Source organism: Tabrizicola thermarum (assembly GCF_003574395.1).
Classification (GTDB): domain Bacteria; phylum Pseudomonadota; class Alphaproteobacteria; order Rhodobacterales; family Rhodobacteraceae; genus Tabrizicola; species Tabrizicola thermarum.
Genome location: NZ_KZ984536.1, coordinates 195,064 through 217,351 on the forward strand (window position 1 = coordinate 195,064; position 22,288 = coordinate 217,351).

At 66.9% G+C, this 22,288-nt stretch carries 12 protein-coding genes and 1 tRNA gene; 3 read left to right on the forward strand and 10 right to left on the reverse strand.

The genetic code is table 11. The features are described from left to right. Positions 1-9: 9 nt before the first annotated feature. The 5 genes from murC to D5084_RS01620 form a co-directional block, all read right to left on the reverse strand. The gene (murC, locus tag D5084_RS01600) at positions 10-1,419 is read right to left on the reverse strand and encodes a UDP-N-acetylmuramate--L-alanine ligase (RefSeq protein WP_128513753.1); all 1,410 of its coding nucleotides are present in this window, start codon (positions 1,417-1,419) and stop codon (positions 10-12) included. Further along, complete coding sequence (locus tag D5084_RS01605) at positions 1,416-2,510, reverse strand: UDP-N-acetylglucosamine--N-acetylmuramyl-(pentapeptide) pyrophosphoryl-undecaprenol N-acetylglucosamine transferase (RefSeq protein ID WP_128513754.1); 1,095 nt, start codon at positions 2,508-2,510, stop codon at positions 1,416-1,418. Before D5084_RS01605 ends, murC begins: the two co-directional genes overlap by 4 nt. Before the next feature lie 88 nt (positions 2,511-2,598). Next, positions 2,599-3,762: a putative lipid II flippase FtsW gene (gene ftsW, locus D5084_RS01610; RefSeq protein ID WP_128513755.1), complete on the reverse strand. Its 1,164-nt coding sequence runs from the start codon at positions 3,760-3,762 to the stop codon at positions 2,599-2,601. Between the two features lie 151 nt (positions 3,763-3,913). Further along, positions 3,914-4,552 (reverse strand): nucleoside/nucleotide kinase family protein, encoded by a 639-nt coding sequence (locus D5084_RS01615; protein ID WP_128513756.1) that lies wholly within the window; start codon positions 4,550-4,552, stop codon positions 3,914-3,916. 167 nt (positions 4,553-4,719) lie between these two features. Then, positions 4,720-7,092: an ATP-dependent helicase gene (locus D5084_RS01620; RefSeq protein WP_128513757.1), complete on the reverse strand. Its 2,373-nt coding sequence runs from the start codon at positions 7,090-7,092 to the stop codon at positions 4,720-4,722. 191 nt (positions 7,093-7,283) lie between these two features. Between D5084_RS01620 and D5084_RS01625 the strand changes: the two genes are divergently transcribed. Next, a complete protein-coding gene (locus tag D5084_RS01625; protein WP_128513758.1) occupies positions 7,284-10,727 on the forward strand; it encodes a pyruvate carboxylase in 3,444 nt (1,147 codons plus the stop codon). Positions 10,728-11,038: 311 nt separating this feature from the next. Here D5084_RS01625 and D5084_RS01630 read toward each other — a convergent pair whose 3' ends face one another. Both D5084_RS01630 and D5084_RS01635 read right to left on the reverse strand, forming a co-directional pair. Beyond that, a complete protein-coding gene (locus D5084_RS01630; RefSeq protein ID WP_128513759.1) occupies positions 11,039-11,236 on the reverse strand; it encodes a CsbD family protein in 198 nt (65 codons plus the stop codon). Positions 11,237-11,398: 162 nt separating this feature from the next. Then, positions 11,399-11,716, reverse strand: coding sequence for an EF-hand domain-containing protein (locus tag D5084_RS01635; RefSeq protein WP_238382484.1), 318 nt, complete (start codon positions 11,714-11,716; stop codon positions 11,399-11,401). A 225-nt stretch (positions 11,717-11,941) separates the two neighbouring features. On the opposite strand from D5084_RS01635, the gene D5084_RS01640 reads away from it, so the two are divergent. Beyond that, a tRNA-Gly gene (locus D5084_RS01640) sits at positions 11,942-12,016 on the forward strand. Positions 12,017-12,068: 52 nt separating this feature from the next. On the opposite strand, the gene D5084_RS01645 is transcribed toward D5084_RS01640, so the two are convergent. The 3 genes from D5084_RS01645 to D5084_RS01655 are packed head-to-tail and all read right to left on the reverse strand — an operon-like array spanning position 12,069 to position 15,539. Beyond that, positions 12,069-12,872, reverse strand: coding sequence for a CpsD/CapB family tyrosine-protein kinase (locus tag D5084_RS01645; RefSeq protein ID WP_128513760.1), 804 nt, complete (start codon positions 12,870-12,872; stop codon positions 12,069-12,071). A gap of 6 nt (positions 12,873-12,878) precedes the next feature. Continuing rightward, positions 12,879-14,438, reverse strand: coding sequence for a GumC family protein (locus D5084_RS01650; protein ID WP_128513761.1), 1,560 nt, complete (start codon positions 14,436-14,438; stop codon positions 12,879-12,881). Next, a complete protein-coding gene (locus D5084_RS01655) occupies positions 14,439-15,539 on the reverse strand; it encodes an ExeA family protein (RefSeq protein WP_238382485.1) in 1,101 nt (366 codons plus the stop codon). It abuts the gene before it with no gap. Between the two features lie 424 nt (positions 15,540-15,963). Here D5084_RS01655 and D5084_RS01660 point away from each other — a divergent pair, with 424 nt between their 5' ends. Continuing rightward, positions 15,964-22,287: a type I polyketide synthase gene (locus D5084_RS01660; protein WP_128513762.1), complete on the forward strand. Its 6,324-nt coding sequence runs from the start codon at positions 15,964-15,966 to the stop codon at positions 22,285-22,287. Position 22,288: the final 1 nt, after the last annotated feature.

The following is a 22,288-nucleotide window of genomic DNA, read 5'->3' on the forward strand; positions in this document are numbered from 1 at the left end:
TGGCCCCCCTCATGCCGCCTTGCCGATCAGTTTCGCGGGCAGTGAATTGGCCCAGGCACTGATCGTCCCGGCCCCGAGGCAGACCACCATATCCCCCGGCTGCGCCTGTTCCCTGACCAGCCGCGCCAGTTCGGATTCGTCGGCCAGCGCCCGGGCGTGGCGATGGCCATGCGCGATCAGCCCCGCCACCAGATCGTCGCGGCTCGCGCCCGCTATCGGGTCCTCGCCGGCGGAATAGACCTCGGCGATGGCCACCACGTCGGCCTCGTTGAAACAGGTGCAGAACTCCTCGAACAGGCTCGACAGCCGGGTATAGCGGTGCGGCTGATGCACGGCGATGATCCGCCCCCTGGTGGCCTGCCGCGCGGCCTTCAGGACCGCCGCGATCTCCACCGGGTGGTGGCCGTAATCGTCGATGATCGTGACCCCGTTCACCTCGGCCACCTTGGTAAAGCGCCGGTTCACCCCGGCAAAACCCGCCAGCGCCTCGCGGATCTCGTCGCGCTTCATCCCCAGATGCCGCGCGACCGCCACCGCCGCCAGCGCGTTCGACACGTTGTGATCCCCCGGCATCGGCAAGGTGCAGCCCTCGATCATCTGGCCTTCCGCCTGCAAGGCGATGTCGAACTGCGCCGTGCCGTTTTCATAGCGCAGGTTCACCGCCCGCACGTCGGCCTGAGCGTTGAAGCCGAAAGTCACCACGCGCCGGTCCGTGACCCGGCCGACCAGAGCCTGCACCTCGGGGTGATCGGTGCAGCAGACCGCCAGCCCGTAGAACGGGATGTTCGACACGAAATCCAGGAAGCCCTTGCGCAGCGCGTCGAAGGTCCCCCAATGCTCCATATGCTCGGGGTCGATGTTGGTCACGATGGCGATGGTCGCGGGCAGCCGGTTGAAGCTGCCGTCGCTCTCGTCCGCCTCCACCACCATCCACTCCCCCGCCCCGGCCCGCGCGTTGGAGCCATAGGCATGAATCACACCGCCGTTGATGACCGTGGGATCAAAGCCCCCCTTGTCCAGCAAGGTCGCCACCATCGTCGTGGTCGTCGTCTTGCCATGCGTCCCGGCAATGGCGATGTTCGACCGCAGCCGCATCAGTTCGGCCAGCATCTCGGCCCGGCGCACCACCGGCAGCTTGCGCCGCCGCGCCTCTTCCAGCTCCGGGTTGCCCTTCTTGATCGCGGAGGAAATCACCACGACCGACACCCCGTCCCCGATGTTTTCGGCCCGCTGCCCCTCGAAGAAGGTCGCGCCCAGGCTGACCAGCCGGTCGGTGATCTTCGACGCCTTCGCATCCGACCCCTGCACCCGGTAGCCCAGCGTCATCAGCACCTCGGCGATGCCCGACATGCCGATGCCGCCGATGCCGACGAAATGGATCGGCCCCAGTTCCAGCGGCAGTTTCGTGGCTGCGTTCATTGCGTCTCTCCGCCCAACTCTTCCACCAGGGCCACCAGTCGCGCCGTCGCGTCCGGCTTGCCCTCACCCAGCGCCGCCCGCGCCATGCTCTCGGCGCGATGGGGATCCTCCAGGATCGCGGCGATGTGGCCCGCCAGGACACCCGCGTCAAGCGCCTTCTCCTGCACCACCACCGCCGCCGCAGCGTCAGCCAGCCCCTTCGCATTCGCCGTCTGATGATCCCCCGTCGCCGCCGCATAGGGAATCAGGATCGCCGGCCGCCCGATCACGCTGATATCCGCCACCGACGAGGCGCCCGACCGGCTGATGACCAGCTGCGCCTCCGACAGCCGCCGGGGAATGTCGGAAAAGAACGGCGCGATCTCGGCCCGCACCCCCGCCGCCTCATAGGCCGCCGCCGCCCGCGCCGCGTCCTCGTCCCGCGCCTGATGCGCGACCCGCAGGTTGGCGCGCAGGCCCTCCGGCAACAGCGCCACCGCCGCCGGCACCACATCCGACAGGATCCGCGCCCCCTGCGAGCCCCCGATCACCACCATCGACATCGGGTAATCGCCCGGAGGAATATAGGGCGCCGAGGCCCGGTCCAGCACCGCCTGCCGCACCGGATTGCCCACCGGCTCACCCGCCACGCCCACCGGCAGGGCCGTGGGCCAGGTCCCGCAGGCGACCTTGTCCACCCGGCGCGCGAGAACCTGGTTCACCCGGCCCAGCACCCCGTTCTGCTCATGGATCATCCGGGGCCGCCGCAGGATCCAGGCCGCCGCCAGCGCCGGGATGGACGGATAGCCGCCGAAGCCCACCACCACCGCAGGCCGGTCGCGCAGCTGCGACCACAGCGCGCCCATGACCCCGCCCAGAATCCGCACCGGCACCATAAGCTTCGCCGCCGTCCCCCCGCGCGCAAAGGTCGCCGAGGCCACCCTTTCCACCGTCACCGCCTCGGGAAACCCGCCGGCATAGCGCGCGCCGCGATCATCCGTGGACAGCTTCACCCGCCAGCCCCGCGCCAGCATCGCCTCGGCCAGAGCCTGCGCCGGGAACATGTGCCCCCCCGTGCCCCCCGCCGCGATCAGCAACAGCTTGCCGCTCATCCTCCGGGACCTCCGGTCACGACAAGTGCCCCCCTCCCCCCTCCGTGGGGGAGGGCCGGGGTGGGGGGGCTCACGATCAGGACATCCATCACCGCCCCCGCCGGAAGATGTCGCTCATCTGCCCGCGCGGCCGTTCCCGCGTCAGCGCCAAGAGCATCCCCAGCGTGATCCCGGCCGCGATGACCGAGGACCCGCCATAGCTGACGAAGGGCAGCGTCATCCCCTTGGCGGGCAGAAGCCGCACCGCGACCCCCATGTTGATCATCGCCTGCACCCCGAAGATGCAGGCCAGCCCTGCCCCCGCCAGCCGCGCGAAGGGGTCGCGCTCCGGCAGAAGCCGCCACAAGGACCGCACAACGATCACGCCATACAGCGCCAGGATGAACAGGACCAGGATCAGCCCGTATTCCTCGGCCGCGACCGCGATGATGAAATCGGTATGCGCGTCCGGCAGCGACCACTTCACCTGCCCCTCGCCGACGCCCACGCCGAAGAACCCGCCCTCCTGGATCGCATTCGCCGCATAGCCCAGCTGTGTGCGCGGGTCCACGTCCGGCGACAGGAACCCGTCGATCCGCCGCGCGAAATGCTCGGAGGATTCATAGAAGACCAGCCCCGCCGCCGCGACGATCCCGCCCACGACCCCGATCAGCAGCATCGGCGCGCCGCCCACGAAATAGACCACGCCCCAGGCGAACAGCACCAGCGCCGACTGGCCGAAATCCGGCTGCATCGCCAGGAACCCGACCACGACCAGCGTCAGCGCGAATGAGATCGTCTTGCCCGGCGGCCCCGCCAGATCCTGCGACGCCGCGATCAGCCAGGCCACCACCACCACGAAGCCCGGCTTCAGGAACTCGGACGGCTGGACGCTGGCAAAGCCGAAGGAAAACCAGCGCACCGCGCCCTTGCCGAAATCGGTGCCGAACAGGGGCAGCAGCATCAGCGCCAGCATCGACACCGCAAAGCCCAGCACCCCCACCCGACGCACCATGTCGGGCGGCATCATCGACACCGCGATCATCACCACCAGCGCCACGCCGCCGAAGAAGGCCTGCCGCTGCACATAATAGAACGGCTCCAGCCCGTTGCGCGTCGCCAGCGGCACCGAGGCCGCCAAGCCCAGCAGAAGCCCCACGCCGAACAGCACGAAGACGCAGGTCAGCACCCACTTGTCGATGGTGCGCCACCATTTCGGGATGACCGGCTCCGATACCCGTACGGGATTGGAGCCATAGACCATTTCAGTCATGGAAAACCGCCTGTCCGTCTGCTCTGCCTTCAGGCCCAGGTGTGTCCCCCGGGTCCTGGCGATCAGACTAGCTTCAAATCCGTCGCATGGCCAGCGGGAATACGGGGCCCGGGCAAGCGGGGTTTTCCGGCCTCCCGCACTGCCTCCGGGGCTAGCCGTTGCGGATCACATGATCCGCCGAGATCGAGCAATCGCGCACCCGGCGCCCATTCGGCAGATCGTTTTCTTCCAGCTTTTCAACAATCTCGGCCTCGCTCAGCCCCAGCCGTTCCCATCGCCCGCGCAGGCGCGCGCGCAGGACATGCTCGGGCACATCGACCATCACCGTCAGATCGAACATCGGACGAAGCCGGTCCCAGGGCGCTTCGTTCAGCAACAGCCAGTTGCCTTCGACCACGATGATCTGCACGTCCTTCGGGATCAGCCGCGCCCCGGCGCGGGCGATCTCGATCCTGCGGTCGAAGACCGGGACCGCGACCTCATCCTCATCCTGCGCCCGCAGCCGCTTCAGCGTGTGGTAAAGCCCGCCCACGTCGAAGGTCATCGGCGCGCCCTTGCGTGGCCGCAGCCCCGCCGGGACAAGATACAGGTCGTCGTAATGATACCCGTCCATCGGCAGCACCGCCGCCTGCCCCGGCTTCCGGCCGTTCAGCTTGCCCACCAGCTTGTCGGCCAGCGTCGATTTTCCCGACCCCGGAGCCCCGGCCAGCGCCGCAATGACGCGCCCGCCCTCTGCCGCGCGGGCCTCCAGACGGTCTGCGATCTGCGTCAGGTCGGCCAAGTTGCCCATGCGGTCCCTCCCCGGATTTGCGCGATCCTGCCCCGGCTTCCGACCCGGGTGCAAGACCCGGCAAAGCCCCTGCGCCCCCTTTGCACAAGTCTTAACAAGACCTGAACGCCCACAGCCAACCCGTTGATTTCGTTGCCACAGAAAACCGCGCCGCGCGCGGCGCGTCCTCAGAACGGCACGTCGTCCACCTGATCCGCCGGGATCACCCAGCGCGCGACGACCTTCTTCGATCCGGCATGGTCGAACTCCACATCCAGCTTGTCCCCCTCGATCCCCATGATCTCGCCGTAGCCGAACTTCCGGTGGAAGACCCGGTCGCCGATCACATAGGGGGACGAGGCCTCCATATCGATCACCACATGCCGCGCCTCCTGCGGCTGCCGCATGGGGCGGGCACTGGAATTCTCCTGCAGCCGCCGCCAGCCCGGCGAGTTGTAGACGTCGGCCTTCGAGACCCGCTCCTCCAGGCTCGACCCGAACCCCACGGACGCCGCCGCCCCGAAGCCCCCGCCATAAAGGCCGGGCGCGGTCAGCACCTCGACGTGGTCGGCCGGAAGCTCGTCGATGAACCGCGAGGGCAGCTGCGACTGCCACTGCCCGTAGACCCGCCGATTGCTGGCAAAGCTGATCGTCGCCAGCCGCTCGGCCCGGGTGATCCCGACATAGGCCAGCCGGCGTTCCTCCTCCAGCCCCTTCAGCCCGCTTTCGTCCATGCTGCGCTGGCTGGGAAACAGCCCATCCTCCCAGCCCGGCAGGAAGACGACCGGAAACTCCAGCCCCTTGGCGGCATGAAGGGTCATGATGGTGACCTTCTCCTCCGCCCCTTCCGTCTCGTTGTCCATGATGAGGCTGACGTGTTCCAGGAACCCCTGAAGATTGTCGAACTGCTCCAGCGCCTTCACCAGTTCCTTGAGGTTGTCCAAGCGGCCGGGAGCCTCCGGCGTCTTGTCGTTCTGCCACATTTCGGTGTAGCCGCTTTCGTCCAGGATCGTCTCGGCCAGCCGGATGTGGTCGTATTCGGGGTGCAGCGTGACCGCGTGCCAGCGGTCCACCCCGTCGACAAAGGCCCGCAGCTGCGCGGCCCCTTTCCCCGGGATCACCCCCTTCGCCAAAGCCTCCCGCGCGCCGTCGAGGAGCGACACCCCCGCCGCCCGCGCCAGCACGTTGATCTTCGCCTGCGCCGTGTCGCCCAGGCCCCGCTTGGGCAGGTTCACCACGCGCTCGAAGGCCAGATCATCGTCCGGGGACACCGCCAGCCGGAAATAGGCCATCGCATCGCGGATTTCCTGGCGTTCGTAGAACCTCGGCCCGCCGATCACCCGGTAGGGCAGGCCTATGGTCAGGAACCGGTCCTCGAAGGCGCGCATCTGGTGGGACGCGCGGACAAGGATCGCCTGATGGTTCAGGTCCACCGGGTCCATGCCCCGCGTCCCCCGCTGGATGGCCTCGATCTCTTCCCCGATCCAGCGCGCCTCTTCCTCGCCGTCCCAATGGCCGATCAGCCGCACCTTCTCGCCCAAGGCCCCCGCCGTCCACAGGGTCTTGCCCAGACGGCCTGCGTTCCTGGCGATGATGCCGGACGCCGCCGCAAGAATACGCCCGGTGGAGCGATAGTTCTGCTCCAGCCGGATCACCTGCGCGCCGGGGAAATCCTTTTCGAACCGCAGGATGTTGCCGACCTCGGCGCCCCTCCAACCGTAGATCGACTGGTCGTCGTCGCCCACGCAGCAGATGTTCCGGTGCGACTGCGCCAGAAGCCGCAGCCAGAGATACTGGCAGACGTTGGTGTCCTGATATTCGTCCACCAGGATATAGCGGAACCAGCGCTGGTATTGCTGCAAGACATCCGGGTGGGTCTGGAAGATCGTCACGCAGTGCAACAGAAGGTCGCCGAAATCGGTGGCGTTCAGCGTCTTCAGTCGGTCCTGATAGGCGGCGTAAAGTTCCGTGCCCCGGTTGTTGTAGGCCCCCGCTTCGGACGAGGGTACCTTTTCGGGCGTCCAGGCGCGGTTCTTCCAGCCGTCGATCAGGGAGGCCAGCAACCGCGCGGGCCAGCGCTTTTCGTCGATGTTGGCGGCCAGGATCAGCTGCTTCAACAACCGCAACTGATCGTCGGTATCCAGAATGGTGAAATTGGGTTTCAGCCCCACCAGTTCCGCATGCCGTCGCAGGATCTTGACCGACAGCGAGTGGAAGGTGCCCATCCAGGGCATCCCCTCGGCCACCGCGCCCAGCATCCGGCCCACGCGGTCCTTCATCTCGCGCGCGGCCTTGTTGGTGAAGGTCACGGCCAGAATCTCGTTCGGGCGGGCCTTGTGCTGGTTCAGCAGATGCACGATCCGCGCCGTCAGTGCCTTTGTCTTGCCCGTCCCCGCGCCGGCCAGCATCAGGACCGGCCCGTCCAGCGCCAGAACGGCGGCGCGTTGCGCGGAGTTCAGCTCGTCCAGATAGGGCGTGCCGCGCGTCGCCATCGCGCGCTGCGACAGCGGCACGACATTTGCGGCGGCGGCAAAGGCCTCGTCTTCATCCCATCCGTTCATCGCGCCAGTATAGCCGGAACCGCGCAGGGGGAAAGGCCCTGCGTTCCCGGATTGTTCGGGATGCAACCGCCCGCTTCGGTGCACCCGGGTATACTGTCGCATTTCTGTCGGGAAACGGCGGCATTCCCTCTTGCGCTGCAATGCAGCACCCCTAAGGTGCCTTGGTCACGCTGCCTGGGGGAGTGCCGCCGATGCCCGAATTCAAGAAGATCCTGGTCGCCAACCGGGGCGAGATCGCGATCCGCGTGATGCGGGCGGCCAACGAGATGGGCAAGAAGACCGTCGCGGTCTATGCCGAGGAGGACAAGCTGTCGCTCCACCGCTTCAAGGCGGACGAGGCCTACCGGATCGGCGAGGGGCTGTCGCCGGTGGGGGCTTACCTGTCGATCCCCGAGATCATCCGCATCGCGCGCATGGCGGGGGCGGATGCGATCCACCCGGGTTATGGGCTTCTGTCGGAGAACCCGGATTTCGTCGATGCCTGCGATCAGGCCGGGATCACCTTCATCGGGCCCCGCGCCGAAACCATGCGGGCGCTAGGCGACAAGGCCAGCGCGCGGCGGGTGGCGATGGAGGCGGGCGTGCCCGTCATCCCGGCGACCGAGGTGCTGGGCGAGGACATGGCCGTCATCAAGAAGCAGGCGGCGGAGGTCGGCTATCCCCTGATGCTGAAGGCGTCATGGGGCGGCGGCGGGCGGGGGATGCGGCCGATCCTGAACGAGGAGGAGCTTGAGGCCAAGGTCCGCGAGGGTCGGCGCGAGGCCGAGGCCGCCTTCGGCAATGGCGAGGGGTATCTGGAGAAGATGATCCAGCGCGCCCGGCATGTCGAGGTGCAGATCCTGGGCGACAAGCAGGGCAATGTCTGGCACTTGTGGGAACGCGACTGCACCGTGCAACGGCGGAACCAGAAGGTCGTCGAACGCGCGCCCGCCCCGTACCTCACGCAGGAACAGCGCGAGGAGGTCTGCGAGATGGCCAAGCGCATCTGTTCCCATGTGAACTATGAATGCGCCGGGACCGTCGAATTCCTGATGGATATGGACACCGGCAAGTTCTACTTCATCGAGGTGAACCCGCGCGTGCAGGTCGAACACACGGTGACCGAGGAAGTCACCGGCATCGACATCGTCCAGGCCCAGATCCTGATCGAGGAAGGCAAGTCCCTGCCCGAAGCGACCGGGGTTGCCAGCCAGGCCGATGTGAAGCTGAACGGCCACGCGCTGCAATGCCGGGTGACGACGGAAGACCCGCTGAACAATTTCATCCCGGACTATGGGCGGTTGACGGCCTACCGTAGCGCCACGGGCAACGGCATACGCCTCGACGGCGGCACCGCCTATGCCGGGTCGGTCATCACGCGGTATTACGACTCGCTTCTGGTGAAGGTCACGGCCCATGCCCAGACCCCGGAGAAGGCGATTGCCCGGATGGACCGGGCGCTGCGCGAATTCCGCATCCGGGGGGTGGCGACGAACATCGAATTCGTCATCAACCTGCTGAAACATCCGACTTTCCTGAACGACACCTACACCACCAAGTTCATCGACACGACGCCCGAGCTGTTCCAGTTCAAGAAACGCCGCGACCGGGCGACGAAGATCCTGCTGTACATCGCCGACATAACGGTCAACGGGCATCCGGAAACCGTCGGCCGCCCGAAGCCGCCGGCCGAGGCGAAGCCGCCGAAGCCGCCTGCGCTGAAGGCCGATCCGGCGATGGGGACGCGCAATCTTCTGGAACAGAAGGGTCCGCAGGCCGTCGCGGACTGGATGAAGGAACAGAAGAAGGTCCTGCTGACCGACACCACGATGCGCGACGGGCATCAGTCGCTGCTGGCCACCCGGATGCGGTCGATCGACATGATCAAGGTCGCCCCCGCCTATGCCGCGAACCTGCCGCAGCTCTTCAGCGTGGAATGCTGGGGCGGGGCCACCTTCGATGTGGCCTACCGCTTCCTTCAGGAATGCCCCTGGCAGCGCCTGCGCGACCTGCGCGCCGCGATGCCGAACCTGATGACGCAGATGCTGCTGCGCGCCTCGAACGGGGTGGGCTACACCAACTATCCCGACAACGTGGTGCGCAGTTTCGTGCTGCAGGCCGCCAAGACCGGCGTGGACGTGTTCCGCGTGTTCGACAGCCTGAACTGGGTCGAGAACATGCGCGTCGCCATGGACGCGGTGCTGGAGGCGAACAAGGTCTGCGAGGGCACGATCTGCTATACCGGCGACCTTCTGGACCCGGCCCGGTCGAAATATGACCTGAAATACTACCTTGACCGCGCGAGGGAGCTGAAGGCCGCAGGCGCCCATGTGCTGGGGCTGAAGGACATGGCGGGGCTTCTGAAACCCGCTTCGGCCAAGATCCTCATCAAGGCGCTGAAGCAGGAGATCGGGCTGCCGATCCACTTCCACACCCACGACACCTCGGGCGCGGCGGCGGCGACGGTGCTGGCCGCCTGCGATGCCGGGGTGGACGCGGTCGATGCGGCGATGGATGCCTTCTCGGGCGGGACCTCGCAACCCTGCCTTGGCTCGATCGTCGAGGCGCTGCGTCATACCGAGCGCGACACGGGTCTGGACATCGCGGCGATCCGGCAGATTTCCGACTATTGGGAGGCGGTGCGCAAGCAGTACGCGGCCTTCGAAAGCGGGCTTCAGGCCCCCGCGTCGGAAGTCTATCTGCACGAGATGCCCGGCGGCCAGTTCACCAACCTCAAGGCGCAGGCGCGCAGCCTTGGGCTGGAGGAACGCTGGCACGAAGTGGCGCAGGCCTATGCCGATGCGAACCAGATGTTCGGCGACATCGTGAAGGTCACGCCCTCCTCGAAGGTGGTGGGCGACATGGCGCTGATGATGGTGGCGCAGGGGCTGACCCGCGCGCAGGTCGAGGACCCGAATGTCGATGTGGCCTTCCCCGACAGCGTCGTGGACATGCTGAGGGGCAACCTCGGCCAACCCCATGGCGGCTGGCCCGAGGGCATCCTGAAGAAAGTGCTCAAGGGCGAGAAGCCCTTGACCGACCGTCCGGGCAAGACCCTGCCGCCGGTCGATCTGGAGGCGGTGCGCAAGAAGATCTCGGCCGAGATGAACGGGATCACCGTCGATGACGAGGACCTGAACGGCTATCTGATGTATCCCAAGGTCTTTCTCGACTACATGGGCCGGCACAAGCAGTACGGCCCGGTGCGCACGCTGCCGACGCCCGTATTCTTCTACGGCATGCAGCCGGGCGACGAGGTCTCGGTGGAGATCGACCCCGGCAAGACGCTGGAGATCCGCCTGCAGGCCGTCGGCGAGACGACCGAGGACGGCGAGGTCAAGGTCTTCTTCGAACTGAACGGCCAGCCCCGCGTGATCCGGGTGCCGAACCGCGCGATCAAGGCGAAGACGGCGGCCAAGCCCAAGGCGCAGGAGGGCAACCCCGCCCATGTCGGCGCGCCGATGCCGGGGGCGGTGGCGTCCATCGCGGTGACGGTGGGCCAGAAGGTGCGGGCGGGCGACCTTCTGCTGAACATCGAGGCGATGAAGATGGAAACGGGCCTGCACGCCGACCGCGAGGCGGTGGTCAAGGCGATCCATGTCCATCCCGGCAGCCAGATCGAGGCCAAGGACCTGCTGGTGGAATTCGAGGCTTGACCCTCCGCTCTGCCGGCTGAGGCTTGGCGTGGCGGCAGCATTGCCGGCCTTCTGGCGAATTGGTCCGGCAACCTTGGCCCGCTAAAGGCTGGCGAGCGGGTCAGGTTTGCCGAGGTGATGATCCCGGCCCCGTATCCCGACACGCCATTCGGCAGTCCGCGGGAGAGCCGCTCAGGGCGCGTGATGCCCGACGCAAGGCCCTTCGGTGGGATGCGCCTGGGCCAGGACTTCACGCCTGATTCCGTGCTGCCCCGGTGGCATTGAAAAGGGGCGCCCCGCAAGGCGCCCCTTTCCGTTTGCAGGATGTCCGGTCAGACCTTGTCGAAGAAGCGCTTGACCTCGGCCTCGGCCTCCTCCTTGGTGCGGCCATAGCGCTCCTGGATCAGCCCGGCGAGCTTGTCCTTCTGGCCCTCGGCCTGGTCAAGCTCGTCATCGGTCAGCTTGCCCCACAGGATCTTCGCTTCGCCCTTGAGCTGCTTCCATTTGCCGGCAATCTGGTCCTGGTTCATCGGATGTCTCCTTGTCTGTGACCGCGAGGGGATGTCGCGGACTTCATGACGGGACAACGCCGCACCCGGACAGGGGTTCCACGCTGGTTTGCTGATCGGCAAAACTGCGCGCAAACGAAAGGGCCGCCCCGAAGGACGGCCCCCACATCATCAGAGCCGGGATCAGGCCTTGAAGGCGCCCGAGTCGACGGCCGCTTTCAGCTCTTCCGGCGACAGTTCGCCCGAAGCGTCGGTGTCGGCCGCCTTGAAGGCCTCTTCGGTCACGGAAGCGTAGGTCGCCTGCACTTCTGCCAGCGAGAAGGTGCCGTTGCCGTCAGCGTCAGCGACGACCGGCGCGGCAGCGTCTTCAGCGAAGACAGCGGTGGCGGTCAGGGCCGTTGCGGCCAGAACGAAAGCGAATTTGGTTATTGTCTTTCTCCAGTTTGCGGCAGCGCGGATATCGCCGCCGCGCAAGAAGGCGATTCTGCCTTCGACGCGCAAGCTATTCAAAAAGTTCAGGAATCCAAGTCGAAATCCCGAAAGATTGCATGGCTCTCACGACGATTTTACTGCGACCGCAAAGGCCATTGACGCAGCCGCAGCATCATGCTGGCGGGCCAGCGCGGGCTGCCCCGTCGCCGAATGTGCGAGAATTTTGCGACTGATTGCACTTTCCCTCTTGCAGGCATCCGCGCCACTTTATAAATCCCCGGTCATCCGGACGGTGCGGGCGTAGCTCAGGGGTAGAGCATAACCTTGCCAAGGTTAGGGTCGTGAGTTCGAATCTCATCGCCCGCTCCATCTGGATCTGACAAGGGCCCCCGACGGGGCCCTTTGTCATTTCGGGGTCGGGCTATTCCGGATAGACGCGGGCTTCTTCCTGTTCCATGAAGCGGCACTTGTTCAGGACGACGCCCAGCACCTGCGTCCGCTTGGCCAGGTCCTTGCCGCAGCGGTCCACCTCGGTCACCGTCGTCTCGTCCGCCGCAGCGACCATCAACGCACAGTCCACCTGATCCAGGAAGGAAATCGCGTCGTCATTGGCCAGCATCGGCGACATGTCGAACAGGATGACATCGGGGCGGAGTCTGGCCTCGATCTCGTCGACCATGTCGGCGGTTCGGGCGGCCGACAACAACTCTGCCGGGCTTTCCACCGGTTTCGAATTCAAGCCGACCGCCAGATTCGGGGCGCACCGGCGAATCTGGGAAAGGTCGACCGTCCCCGAGGCCAGCATTCCGGCAAAGTTCTGGTCTGGCTCGACCCCCAGGATGGTCTGAAGCGACGGATGCCGAAGGTCGAGGTCCAGCAGCAGGACCCGCGTATCGGCCATCCGCGCCAGGCTGAACGCCAGGTTCACCGCGACGGTCGACTTGCCGCAGCCCTGGGTGGGTGAGGTGATGGCAACCCTGCTCCACCCGTTCGAGCGCAGCGCCCGGATCAGGTTGGTGCGCATCAGGTCAAAGCTGGCCGAGTTCTGGTTGGGGTGCATGGCGACGACGCGGTTCCGCTCCAGCACCTTGGGGTTCAGCGTCAGGCCCGGAAGATCGGCCCAGGGACCAGTCTCTGCCTGCCCGGCCCCACCGGAGGTCGCCCCCTTCATCTTGCGCTCGCGCGCGTCCCGGGCCTTGGCGAGTGCCGATTGTATCCGTTCCATGATGTCCTACTCGGTCTTGCCGGTGGTCGCGGGGTCAGCGACCCCGCCGATTTCGGGTGCGTTGGAGGCCAGCCCCAGAAGTGAATTGAGCGGCGCGACATAGATGTGAACCACCAGCATCAGCACCGGAATGTTGATGAGCAGCACCACAAGCATCGCCAGTGTCCCGTGCGAAAATCGCCTGTCGTGCGTCCCGCCCTCGAGGTAGCCGACGGTCGCAAAGGGCGGCGCCCCGATCACCTTGGCCAGTTCCGACGGACGACGGATCGTCTGGTTCAGGATTTCCAGAAGGAAAAGCAGCGCACCTGACAGGATCACTCCGGCCCCGAAAGACGCGATCGCGATGCGCTTGCGATTCGGCTCGGACCGGATGGTGGGCGGCACGGCGCGTTCGATCATCGTGATCCGCTGGCCGCGGTCGGTGGCCTCGATCCGGTTGCCCATCCGTGCCTCGGACAGGCTGCCCACCGCTTGCTCGTACTGAACGCGGAGCGTTTCGTAATTGCTGCGCAACTCGGCCAGCCGGATCGAGTTGCCGGGCGTCGCCTCGATGCTTGCCTCGAGCGCGGCCAGGTCCTTTTCGACAATGCCCTTCTGTTCGGCGAGGTAGTCGATCTGTCCGTCGATATCCAGCATCTGCACCTGGAAGGGTGTCAGGCGCCCGCCGCCGGACAGGTTCAGCTGCTCCTTCACCGCCTCCTCAAGCGCGTTGACCTCGTTCTGAAGCGCCTTGATGCGCGGGTTGTTGGGCGACAACACCACCAGCGCCGAGGCAAGCTCCTTGCGCAGGTCATCCAGACGCTGCTCTTCGGGCGTGCGGGCTTCGTCGGTGTTCACAAGTCGGCCGGTGCGGTCGTAAAGTTCGGTCAACCGCTGGCGCCGGTCGCGCAGCGAGGCCAGGTCGCGGTTCAGTTGCAACAGACGTTCCTGCTGCGCGGCCTGACGCGAGCGCCGGAACTCCAGGCTTTCGGGCAGCGCGTCGCGGTTGGCCTGCTCGAACTCCAGGATCTTCGCGTTCTGCTCGCTCAGCTCCTGCGTCAGGCGCTGCACTTCCTGTTCGAAGAAATCCAGCGTATTGGCCGAGGCTGCGGTGCGCAGTTCCGTGCTCCATTGCAGGATCTGTTCGGCGATGTCGTTGGCGACATCGGCCGAACGCTGCGGCTCGGACGCGCCGAACGACACGGTGACGACCCCGGTGTTGCCCTGATTGTTCGGCATGTAGATCCCGACCCGGCTGCTCATGTCCCGCAGCTTCTGATCTGCGGTCATGGTGGGGGCATCACTGAACAGGTCGTGCCGCTCGGCGAGGGCCAGCAGGTTGTCCCGCGTCATGATCCGCTGCTGGATCGCCAGCAGGGTCTCGTCGGTCGTCGAGCGCACGGTCGAGGCCGCCAGTTCGTCGGGGATCTGGGCGTTCTCGATCAGAAGCCTGGCCTCTGCCCGAAAGACCGGCGGCAAGGATACGGCATAAAGGATTCCGGCCGTCGTTGCCGTGAAGATGATCGCAGCGATGACGGGAAGCCGCCGGAGGATCAGGGACAGATAGAAACGCAGGTCCAGCGTCATTCAGGGGGTCTCACTCGTCTCGCTTGCGGCATTGGCATTTGCCGAAAAGAATACGCCATCATCCAGCACCTGCTGGAGGATCGCAGGGGTCACCAGGCGCTTGCCTTTGGTGAAGGCATAGACCATCGCCAGATCGCACAATTGGTTCACCAGACGCGGCACGCCCTTGGTCAGGTCATAGATCATGGAGATCGCAGGCGCCGTGAAAATGCGCGACTCGCAGCCCGCGATCTTCAGACGATGCGGAATGTAGCCGCGGACCGTCTTCAGGTCCATCGCCGTCAGGTGATAGCTGGCCGCCACCCGCTGGGCAAACTGGCGCATCTCGGGCCGCGACACCAGAGCGCGCAGCTCGGGCTGGCCGATCAGCACCAGTTGCAGCACCTCGTCCTTGCCCGAGTTGATGTTGATGAACATCCGCAGCTCTTCCAGCGCCTCGGCCGACAGGTTCTGCGCCTCGTCGAAGATCAGCACCACGCTGCGGCCGGCGGCATATTCCGCCAGCAGGAAGTTCTGGAACCGCGAGAACAGGTCGACATAGCTTTCCTCAAGCTCGGCCGGTTGCTCCAGCGCGTGCAGCACCCAGCGCAGAAGCTCGGCCCGCGATCCGTGCGGGTTCGACACCAGCCCGACCTTCAGCTCTGCGCCCAGCGACCGCACCAGATGCAGCAGCAGCGTCGTCTTGCCCGCCCCCACCTCGCCGGTAATCAGCGTGATCGGGGAATGCGCGCGCACGCCGTATTCCAGCATCGTGTAGGCGCGCTGGTGCGACGGCGGCCAATACAGGAAATCGGGATCCGGCGTCAGCGCGAAGGGGCGCATCTTCAGCCCGAAATGTTCCGTGTAAAGATCGGGCGTCCTGACCACCGGCGCCTCGGTCGGCAAGAGCCGCGACCGGACCCGCGTCGAACGTGGAGCCGCTGATTCGAGAAAGCCGGGCGGCGGCGTCATGGCGACGCTACGATCCTGGTAGGTCGGAATGTCCAGGGCCGAGTCGTCCGTCCGTGCAGAGCTGTCCGGCACCGGGTCCGCCTCGTTTCCGGCCTCGGGATCAAGCCACAGGATGCGGGATAACAACCTGCGGGATCTACTGCGCGTCATCTACTCACCTTTAAGCAATTCCCCGGGACCGTGGGGCTTTGTTCCCCTGTCATAAGCAAAGTCAGACGGCATGGCGACGCCTTACAGACTACTGGTGCGAATGCATCAACAAAGTAGGGAAATCATAGCCGTAGGGTCCGGAATCCCCCAGAAATGGCCACTATCTTACCCAACACTCGTGCTTATCTAGACGGACTCATGTAGGAAAGCTCAAGGAAATTTTGACGGCATGCGAATCGTTGATGGTCCCGGTCAGTCCCCGGTTTTCGGGAAGGTGCAGCGTAGGTGAGATTGTGAACAACTGTCCCGGCGCCTTTGCGCAGACGGGAACAATCGCATCGGTCGCGCCACGAGGCCAGGCAACGGGACGCGGCATCCGCAGGAACGACGCGGACCGCAGACGGCAAGTCGAGAGGTTGGTCGCATGAAGAACGGACTGCAGGACCTTCCGGCAGACACGGATATCGCCATCGTCGGCATGGCCGCGCACCTGCCGGGTGCCGCGGACATCGCCGCCTATTGGGAAAACCTGCGCGAGGGTCGCAGCGCCGTGCGCCGCCTGACCGAGGCAGAGATTCTGGCCTCGGGCGAAAGCCCTGCCCTGCTGCGCAATCCGAATTACGTCCCCGCCGCCGCCCTGCTGGAAGGCTACGACCGTTTCGACGCGGAATTCTTCGGTTTCTCCCCGAAGGAAGCCGCCATCCTCGACCCCCAGCACCGCCAGTTCCTGGAGGTCGCCTGGGAGGCGCTGGAAAACGCGGGCCACATGCCGGAAGGGTTCAAGGGCAGGATCGGCGTCTTCGCGGGCTGCGGGATGGGCAGCTACTTCTACTTCAACCTCTGCTCGAACCCCGCGCTGGTTGAAAGCACCGGCATGTTCCTTCTGCGCCACACGGGCAACGACAAGGATTTCCTGTCCACCCGCGTCAGCCATGTCTTCGACCTCAAAGGCCCCAGCCTTGGCCTGCAGACCGCCTGCTCCACCTCGCTGGTCGCCACGCATTACGCGATCCAGGCGCTCTTGAACGGCGAATGCGACATGGCGCTGGCGGGCGGGGTCACGATCGACATGCCCCAGGGGCGCGGCTACCTCTACAAGGAGGGCGAGGTCCTGTCGCCCGACGGCGTCTGCCACGCCTTCGACCACCGCGCGCAGGGCACCGTTTTCGGCTCGGGCGCGGGCACGGTCCTTCTGCGCCGGCTGGAGGACGCGCTGGCCGATGGCGACCACATCTGGGGCGTCATCAAGGGCTCGGCCGTCAACAACGACGGGGCGGCGAAGGCTGGCTATCTGGCTCCTTCCGTCGAGGGTCAATCCGCCTGCGTCGCAACCGCCCTCGCCGTGGCCGGGACGCCTGCGGACACCATCGACTATGTCGAATGCCACGGCACCGGCACCTATCTTGGCGACCCCATCGAAGTCGCCGCCCTGACCGAGGCCTTCCGCCGCACCACCGACGCGAAAGGCTTCGCCAGGATCGGCAGCGTCAAGACCAACATCGGCCACCTCGACACGGCCGCCGGGGTCGCGAGCCTGATCAAGACCACGCTTGGCCTCTACCACGGCCAGATGCCGCCCAGCCTCAACTTTGAATCGCCGAACCCCGCCATCGACTTTGAGAACAGCCCGTTCCGGGTCAACGACCGGCTCTCCGACTGGCCCCGCCGCATGGGCCCCCGCCGCGCTGGCGTCAACTCGCTGGGCGTCGGCGGCACCAATGCCTTTGTCGTGGTGCAGGAACCCCCGGCGCTGCCCGCCTCGGACCCCTCGGACTGGCCCTTCCAGCTTCTCACCCTTTCCGCCCGCAGCCAGTCGGCCCTTGGCGAAGCCTCGGCCCGCCTCGCCGCCCACCTCCGCGCGCATCCCGAACAGCCGCTGGCCGATGTGGCGTGGACGCTGAAGGAAGGCCGCCGCGCCTTTGAACATCGCCGCGTGCTGGTGGCGGGCAGCCACGAGGAAGCGGCGCAGATGCTCGAGGCCGGCGATCCCCGCCGCGTCTTCACCCAGCGCCGTCTGGGCGATGCCCCCGATGTCGTCTTCATGTTCCCCGGCGGCGGCGCGCAATACCCCAACATGGCGCGCGACCTTTACGAGACCGAACCCGTCTTTGCCGAATGGATGGACCGGGGTCTGGCGGCGTTGGGCGATGCCGAAGCCGAAACCCGCGCGCTCTGGCTGCCCGCGAAAGGCCAGGAACAGGCCGCCGCCGAAGCGCTGCGCCAGCCGTCCAAGCAACTGCCGCTGATCCTGATCGTCGAGGTGGCGCTGGCGAAGCTGTGGGAAAGCTGGGGCGTGAAGCCCGCCGTCCTGATCGGCCACAGCATGGGCGAAAACGCCGCCGCATGCGTGGCGGGCGTGATGACGCTGGAGGCCGCCGTGGGCCTTGTCCGCCTGCGCGGGCAGCTGTTCGACACCGTGCCTGCGGGGGGCATGCTGTCGGTCCCCCTCTCCGAGGCCGCGCTGAAACCCTACCTCGGCGATCTCGACATCGCCTCGGTCAATGCGCCGGAACTGACCGTCGTGTCCGGCTCTGATGCAGGGTTGAAGGACCTCGCGGAACGCCTGAAAGCCGACGGCATCGACACCACCCGCATCGCCATCGACATCGCGGCGCATTCCAGGATGCTGGAAAGCATACTGCCCGCCTTCCGCGCCCATCTGGCCGGGATGCAACTGTCACCCCCACAGATCCCGATCATCTCCAACCGCTCCGGCCGGATCCTCACGGACGCGGAGGCCACCAGCCCCGACTACTGGGTCGCCCACCTGCGCAACACCGTCCGCTTCGCCGACGGCATGGCGACGCTCCGCCAGAAGCCCGACCGCGTGTATCTGGAGGTCGGCCCCGGCCGCGCGATGGCCTCGCTGGCGCAGGCCAACGGCGCGATGGGCGGCCAGCCGGTCCCCGCCAGCCTCCGTCACCCCGACGACACGGTCAGCGACGACCGCCACTTCATCGCCACCCTCGGCCGCCTCTGGGCCTGCGGGGCGGAGCCCGACCTGACCCAGCTCTGGGGCGAGGCGAAACGCCGCCGTGTCCCCCTGCCGACCTACCCCTTCCAGCGCAGCCGCTATTTCGTCGAACGCGGCCAGCCCGCTGTCACGACCGAGGCCGACCTGACCGCGAAACGCCACGACAGCGTGACCGACTTCGGCTACCGCATCGGCTGGCGCGTGATGCCCGCCGACTGCCCGGTGGACGTGGAAACCGAACTCGGGCCTGCCCTCACCTGGCTCGTCTTCGCCGATGAGGCGGGCCTTGCCCGCGCCGCCGTCCAGCGCCTGCGAGCCGCGAACCACCGCGTGATCACCGTCCACGCCGGCGACGCCTTCGCCCGCACCTCGGACGACACCTATACGCTCGCCCCCGAACATGGGCGCGAAGGCTATGACGCCCTTCTCGCCGACCTCGCCCAGCGCGACCTGTCGCCCGCGCGGATCGCGCATTTCTGGCTGGTCACGGAAAAGGAAACCTTCCGCCCCGGCTCCTCCTTCTTCCAGCGCAATCTGGAGCAAGGGTTCTGGAGCCTCTTCTTCCTCGGCCAGGCCATCGCCGAGATCGGCCTGAAGCCCCTGCCCCATCTGACCGTCGTCACCTCCGGCGCGGCGCAGGTCCGCACGGAAGCCCTGCCCTACCCCGAGAAAGCCACCGTCGCGGGCCCCGGCCGCGTGCTGCCGCGCGAACTGCCGGGGATCACGGCCAGCCTGCTGGACGTGACGCTCGACAGGAAGATCCCGGCGGAAACCGTCTCGGCGGTGCTGGAGGAAATGCTCGCCACCCCGGCCAACACCGTTGCCGCCCTTCGTGGCAGCCGCAGGCTTGAAACCCGCCTCGTCCCCGCGAAACTGCCCGAACCGGCCGAGGTTCCCGAAGGCTCGGTCTGGGTCATCACCGGCGGCTTCGGCGGGATCGGCGTCACCGTGGCCGAGCGCCTGATGCGCGACCGCCACGCCAGGGTCGCCCTGATCGGCCGCCATGTCCCCGAACCCGGATCGGTCCGCGCCGGGGTCCTCTCGCGCCTCGAACGCCTCGGCCGCGTGATGGCCGTCGCCGCCGACGTCTGCAACCCCGAGGACATGCGCGCCGCCTTCGACCGCGTCCGGTCCGAGTTCGGCCCGATCTACGGCGTCGTCCACGCCGCGGGCACCGTCGATGACGCCCCCCTTCTCGGCAAGGACCCCGGCTCTGCCGATGCGGTCCTGTCGCCCAAGGTCCACGGCACGAAACTGCTCGATACGCTCCTCCCCGACGGCAGCGTCGACCGGATCGTGCTGTTCTCCTCGACCTCCACCGTCCTGACCCCCGCCGGTCAGGCCGATTACGTCGCGGCGAACGAATACCTCAACGCCTTCGCCCGTTCCCGCTCCGGCGGCCGCACCCGCGTGACCGCGATCAACTGGGGCATCTGGTCCGGCATCGGCATGGCCGCCGACGCCGACGCCCGCCGCCAGGGCAAGGACGCGGGCACCCCGCTGCCCGGGCAACTGGTCCTGGAACGGATGCAGAAGACCGAGGATGAAACCCGTTTTCACGCGACCCTGACAAAGAACCACTGGGTCATGGACGACCACCGGCTTCTTGACGGCACCGCCGTCCTGCCCGGTTCCGCCTACCCGGAAATCGCAGGAGAAGCCCTTGCCGCAGCGGGTGCCAAACCCGGCTTCCAGCTGACCGACCTCACTGTCTTCCGCCCCCTGCGGCTGGAGGCCGACCTGCCCCGTGACCTGCGCGTGTCGCTGACCCGCAGCCGCGACGGCACCCAGCGCCTTCAGGCCCGCGCGCTGGAGCCGCAAGGCTGGGCGCTGACCGCCGAAATGGGGGTCACGCCCCTCGACACCCCCGCAGGGACCATCGACCTGTCTGCCATCGCCGCGCGCTGCCCTGACAAGGCCACCGCACCCGGCGGCGAAAACCTGCCCTCGGCGCAAGAGGACCGCATCGCCTTCGGGCCGCGCTGGCAGGTCCTGCGCGCGACGGCGCTGGGCAACCGCGAAGGTCTTGCAACCCTCTCCCTCCCGCCGCAGGCCGTGGCCGATACCGCGACCGCCGCGCTGCACCCCGCGCTTTACGACATCGGCACCGGTTGGGGGATCGCCCTGCTGCCGAAGGTGGCAGAGGGCTTCGTCTGGGCCCCCGTCACCACGACCTCTGTCCGCGTCCACGGCGCCCTGCCTGCCGAAATCCGCAGCTGGGTCCGCCTGTCCGGCACCCCCACCGAGGACACCGCCAGCTTCGACGTGACCCTCACCGACCCCATGGGCCGCGTGCTGGTCGAGGTCGAGGGCATCACCTTCCGCAAGGTCGCCTTCGAGGAGGCGCTGGCCAAACCCGCCGCCCCGAACCCGCGCGAAGTGATCCGCGACGACGAAAACCGCGCCCAGTCTCCGGCCGAACAGCGCCTTGCCGAGGCGCTTGCCGGCGGCATCCACCCCGCCGAGGGCGCCGAGGCCTTCCTGCGCGCCATCGCGGCGGACGGCGCACAGGTCCTTGTCTCCTCGCTCGATCTGGAAGCCCTGGTGAAACAGGCCAACGCCCCCGTCGCTGCGGAAAGCGAAGGCCCCGGTTTCGCCCGCCCCGACCTGGAAAGCGCCTATGTCGCGCCAAGGAACAGCGTCGAACGCACCCTCGCGGCCTTCTGGGCCGAGCTTCTGGGCGTGTCCGAAGTGGGGGTCGAGGACGACTTCTTCGCCCTCGGCGGCCATTCCCTGATCGCCGTGCGCCTGTTCGCGATGATCCGGCGGCAGTGGAAGGTGGATTTCCCGATCTCGGTCCTGTTCGAGGCCCCGACCATCGCCCGCTGCGCCGCGCTCATCATCGACCGCATCGGCCCGCAGGACGACAGCGCCCCTGCGCCGACGCAACTCGCCGATCCGGCCGGGCCGAAGTTCACCCATCTCGTCGCCATGCACCGGGGCGAAGGCGGGCCGAAGACCCCGTTCTTCCTGGTCGCCGGCATGTTCGGCAACGTGCTGAACCTGCGCCACCTTGCCAGCCTTCTGGGCACCGATCGCCCGTTCTACGGGCTTCAGGCCAAGGGCCTGTTCGGCGACGACAAGCCGCACATGACCATCGAGGAAGCCGCTGCCTCCTGCCTTGCCGAAATCCGGCAGGTGCAGCCGAAGGGCCCCTATCTGCTCGGCGGCTTCTCCGGCGGCGGGCTGACCGCCTGGGAAATTGGCCGGATGCTGCGCGCCCAAGGGGAGGAGGTGGCCCTCATGGTCCTCCTCGACACGCCGCTCCCGGTGCGTCCGGTCCTGACCAGGCCGGACAAGGCCCTGATAAAACTGGCCGAAATCCGCGCCGGCGGTCCGAAATTCCTTGCACAGTGGGCAAAACGGCGCTGGGAATGGGAACGATCGCGTCGCGCCAGGGCCGCGAACGAACCCGACCCGACCGTGCCCTCCTACAACAACGCCGCCATCGAAGCCGCCTTCCGCCATGCGATCGGCGTCTATGATCTGAAGGCCTGGGAGGACGGCAATGTCGTCCTCTACCGCCCGCCCCTGGACCGCCGCTTCAAGGTCACGGGGGGCAACTGGGTGTCGGAGGCCCGGGAATACGTCTTCCACGACAACCTCTGGACGCCCTATGCGCCCCGGCTGACCGTGGTCGAGGTGCCGGGCGATCACGATTCGATGGTGCTGGAACCGAACGTGCGCGTTCTTGCCGCACGGATGAAGGCGGCGATCCAGGCCGCCGAAGCTGGCGAGTCCCGCCACCCCGACCGTAGACTTGCCGCCGAATGAC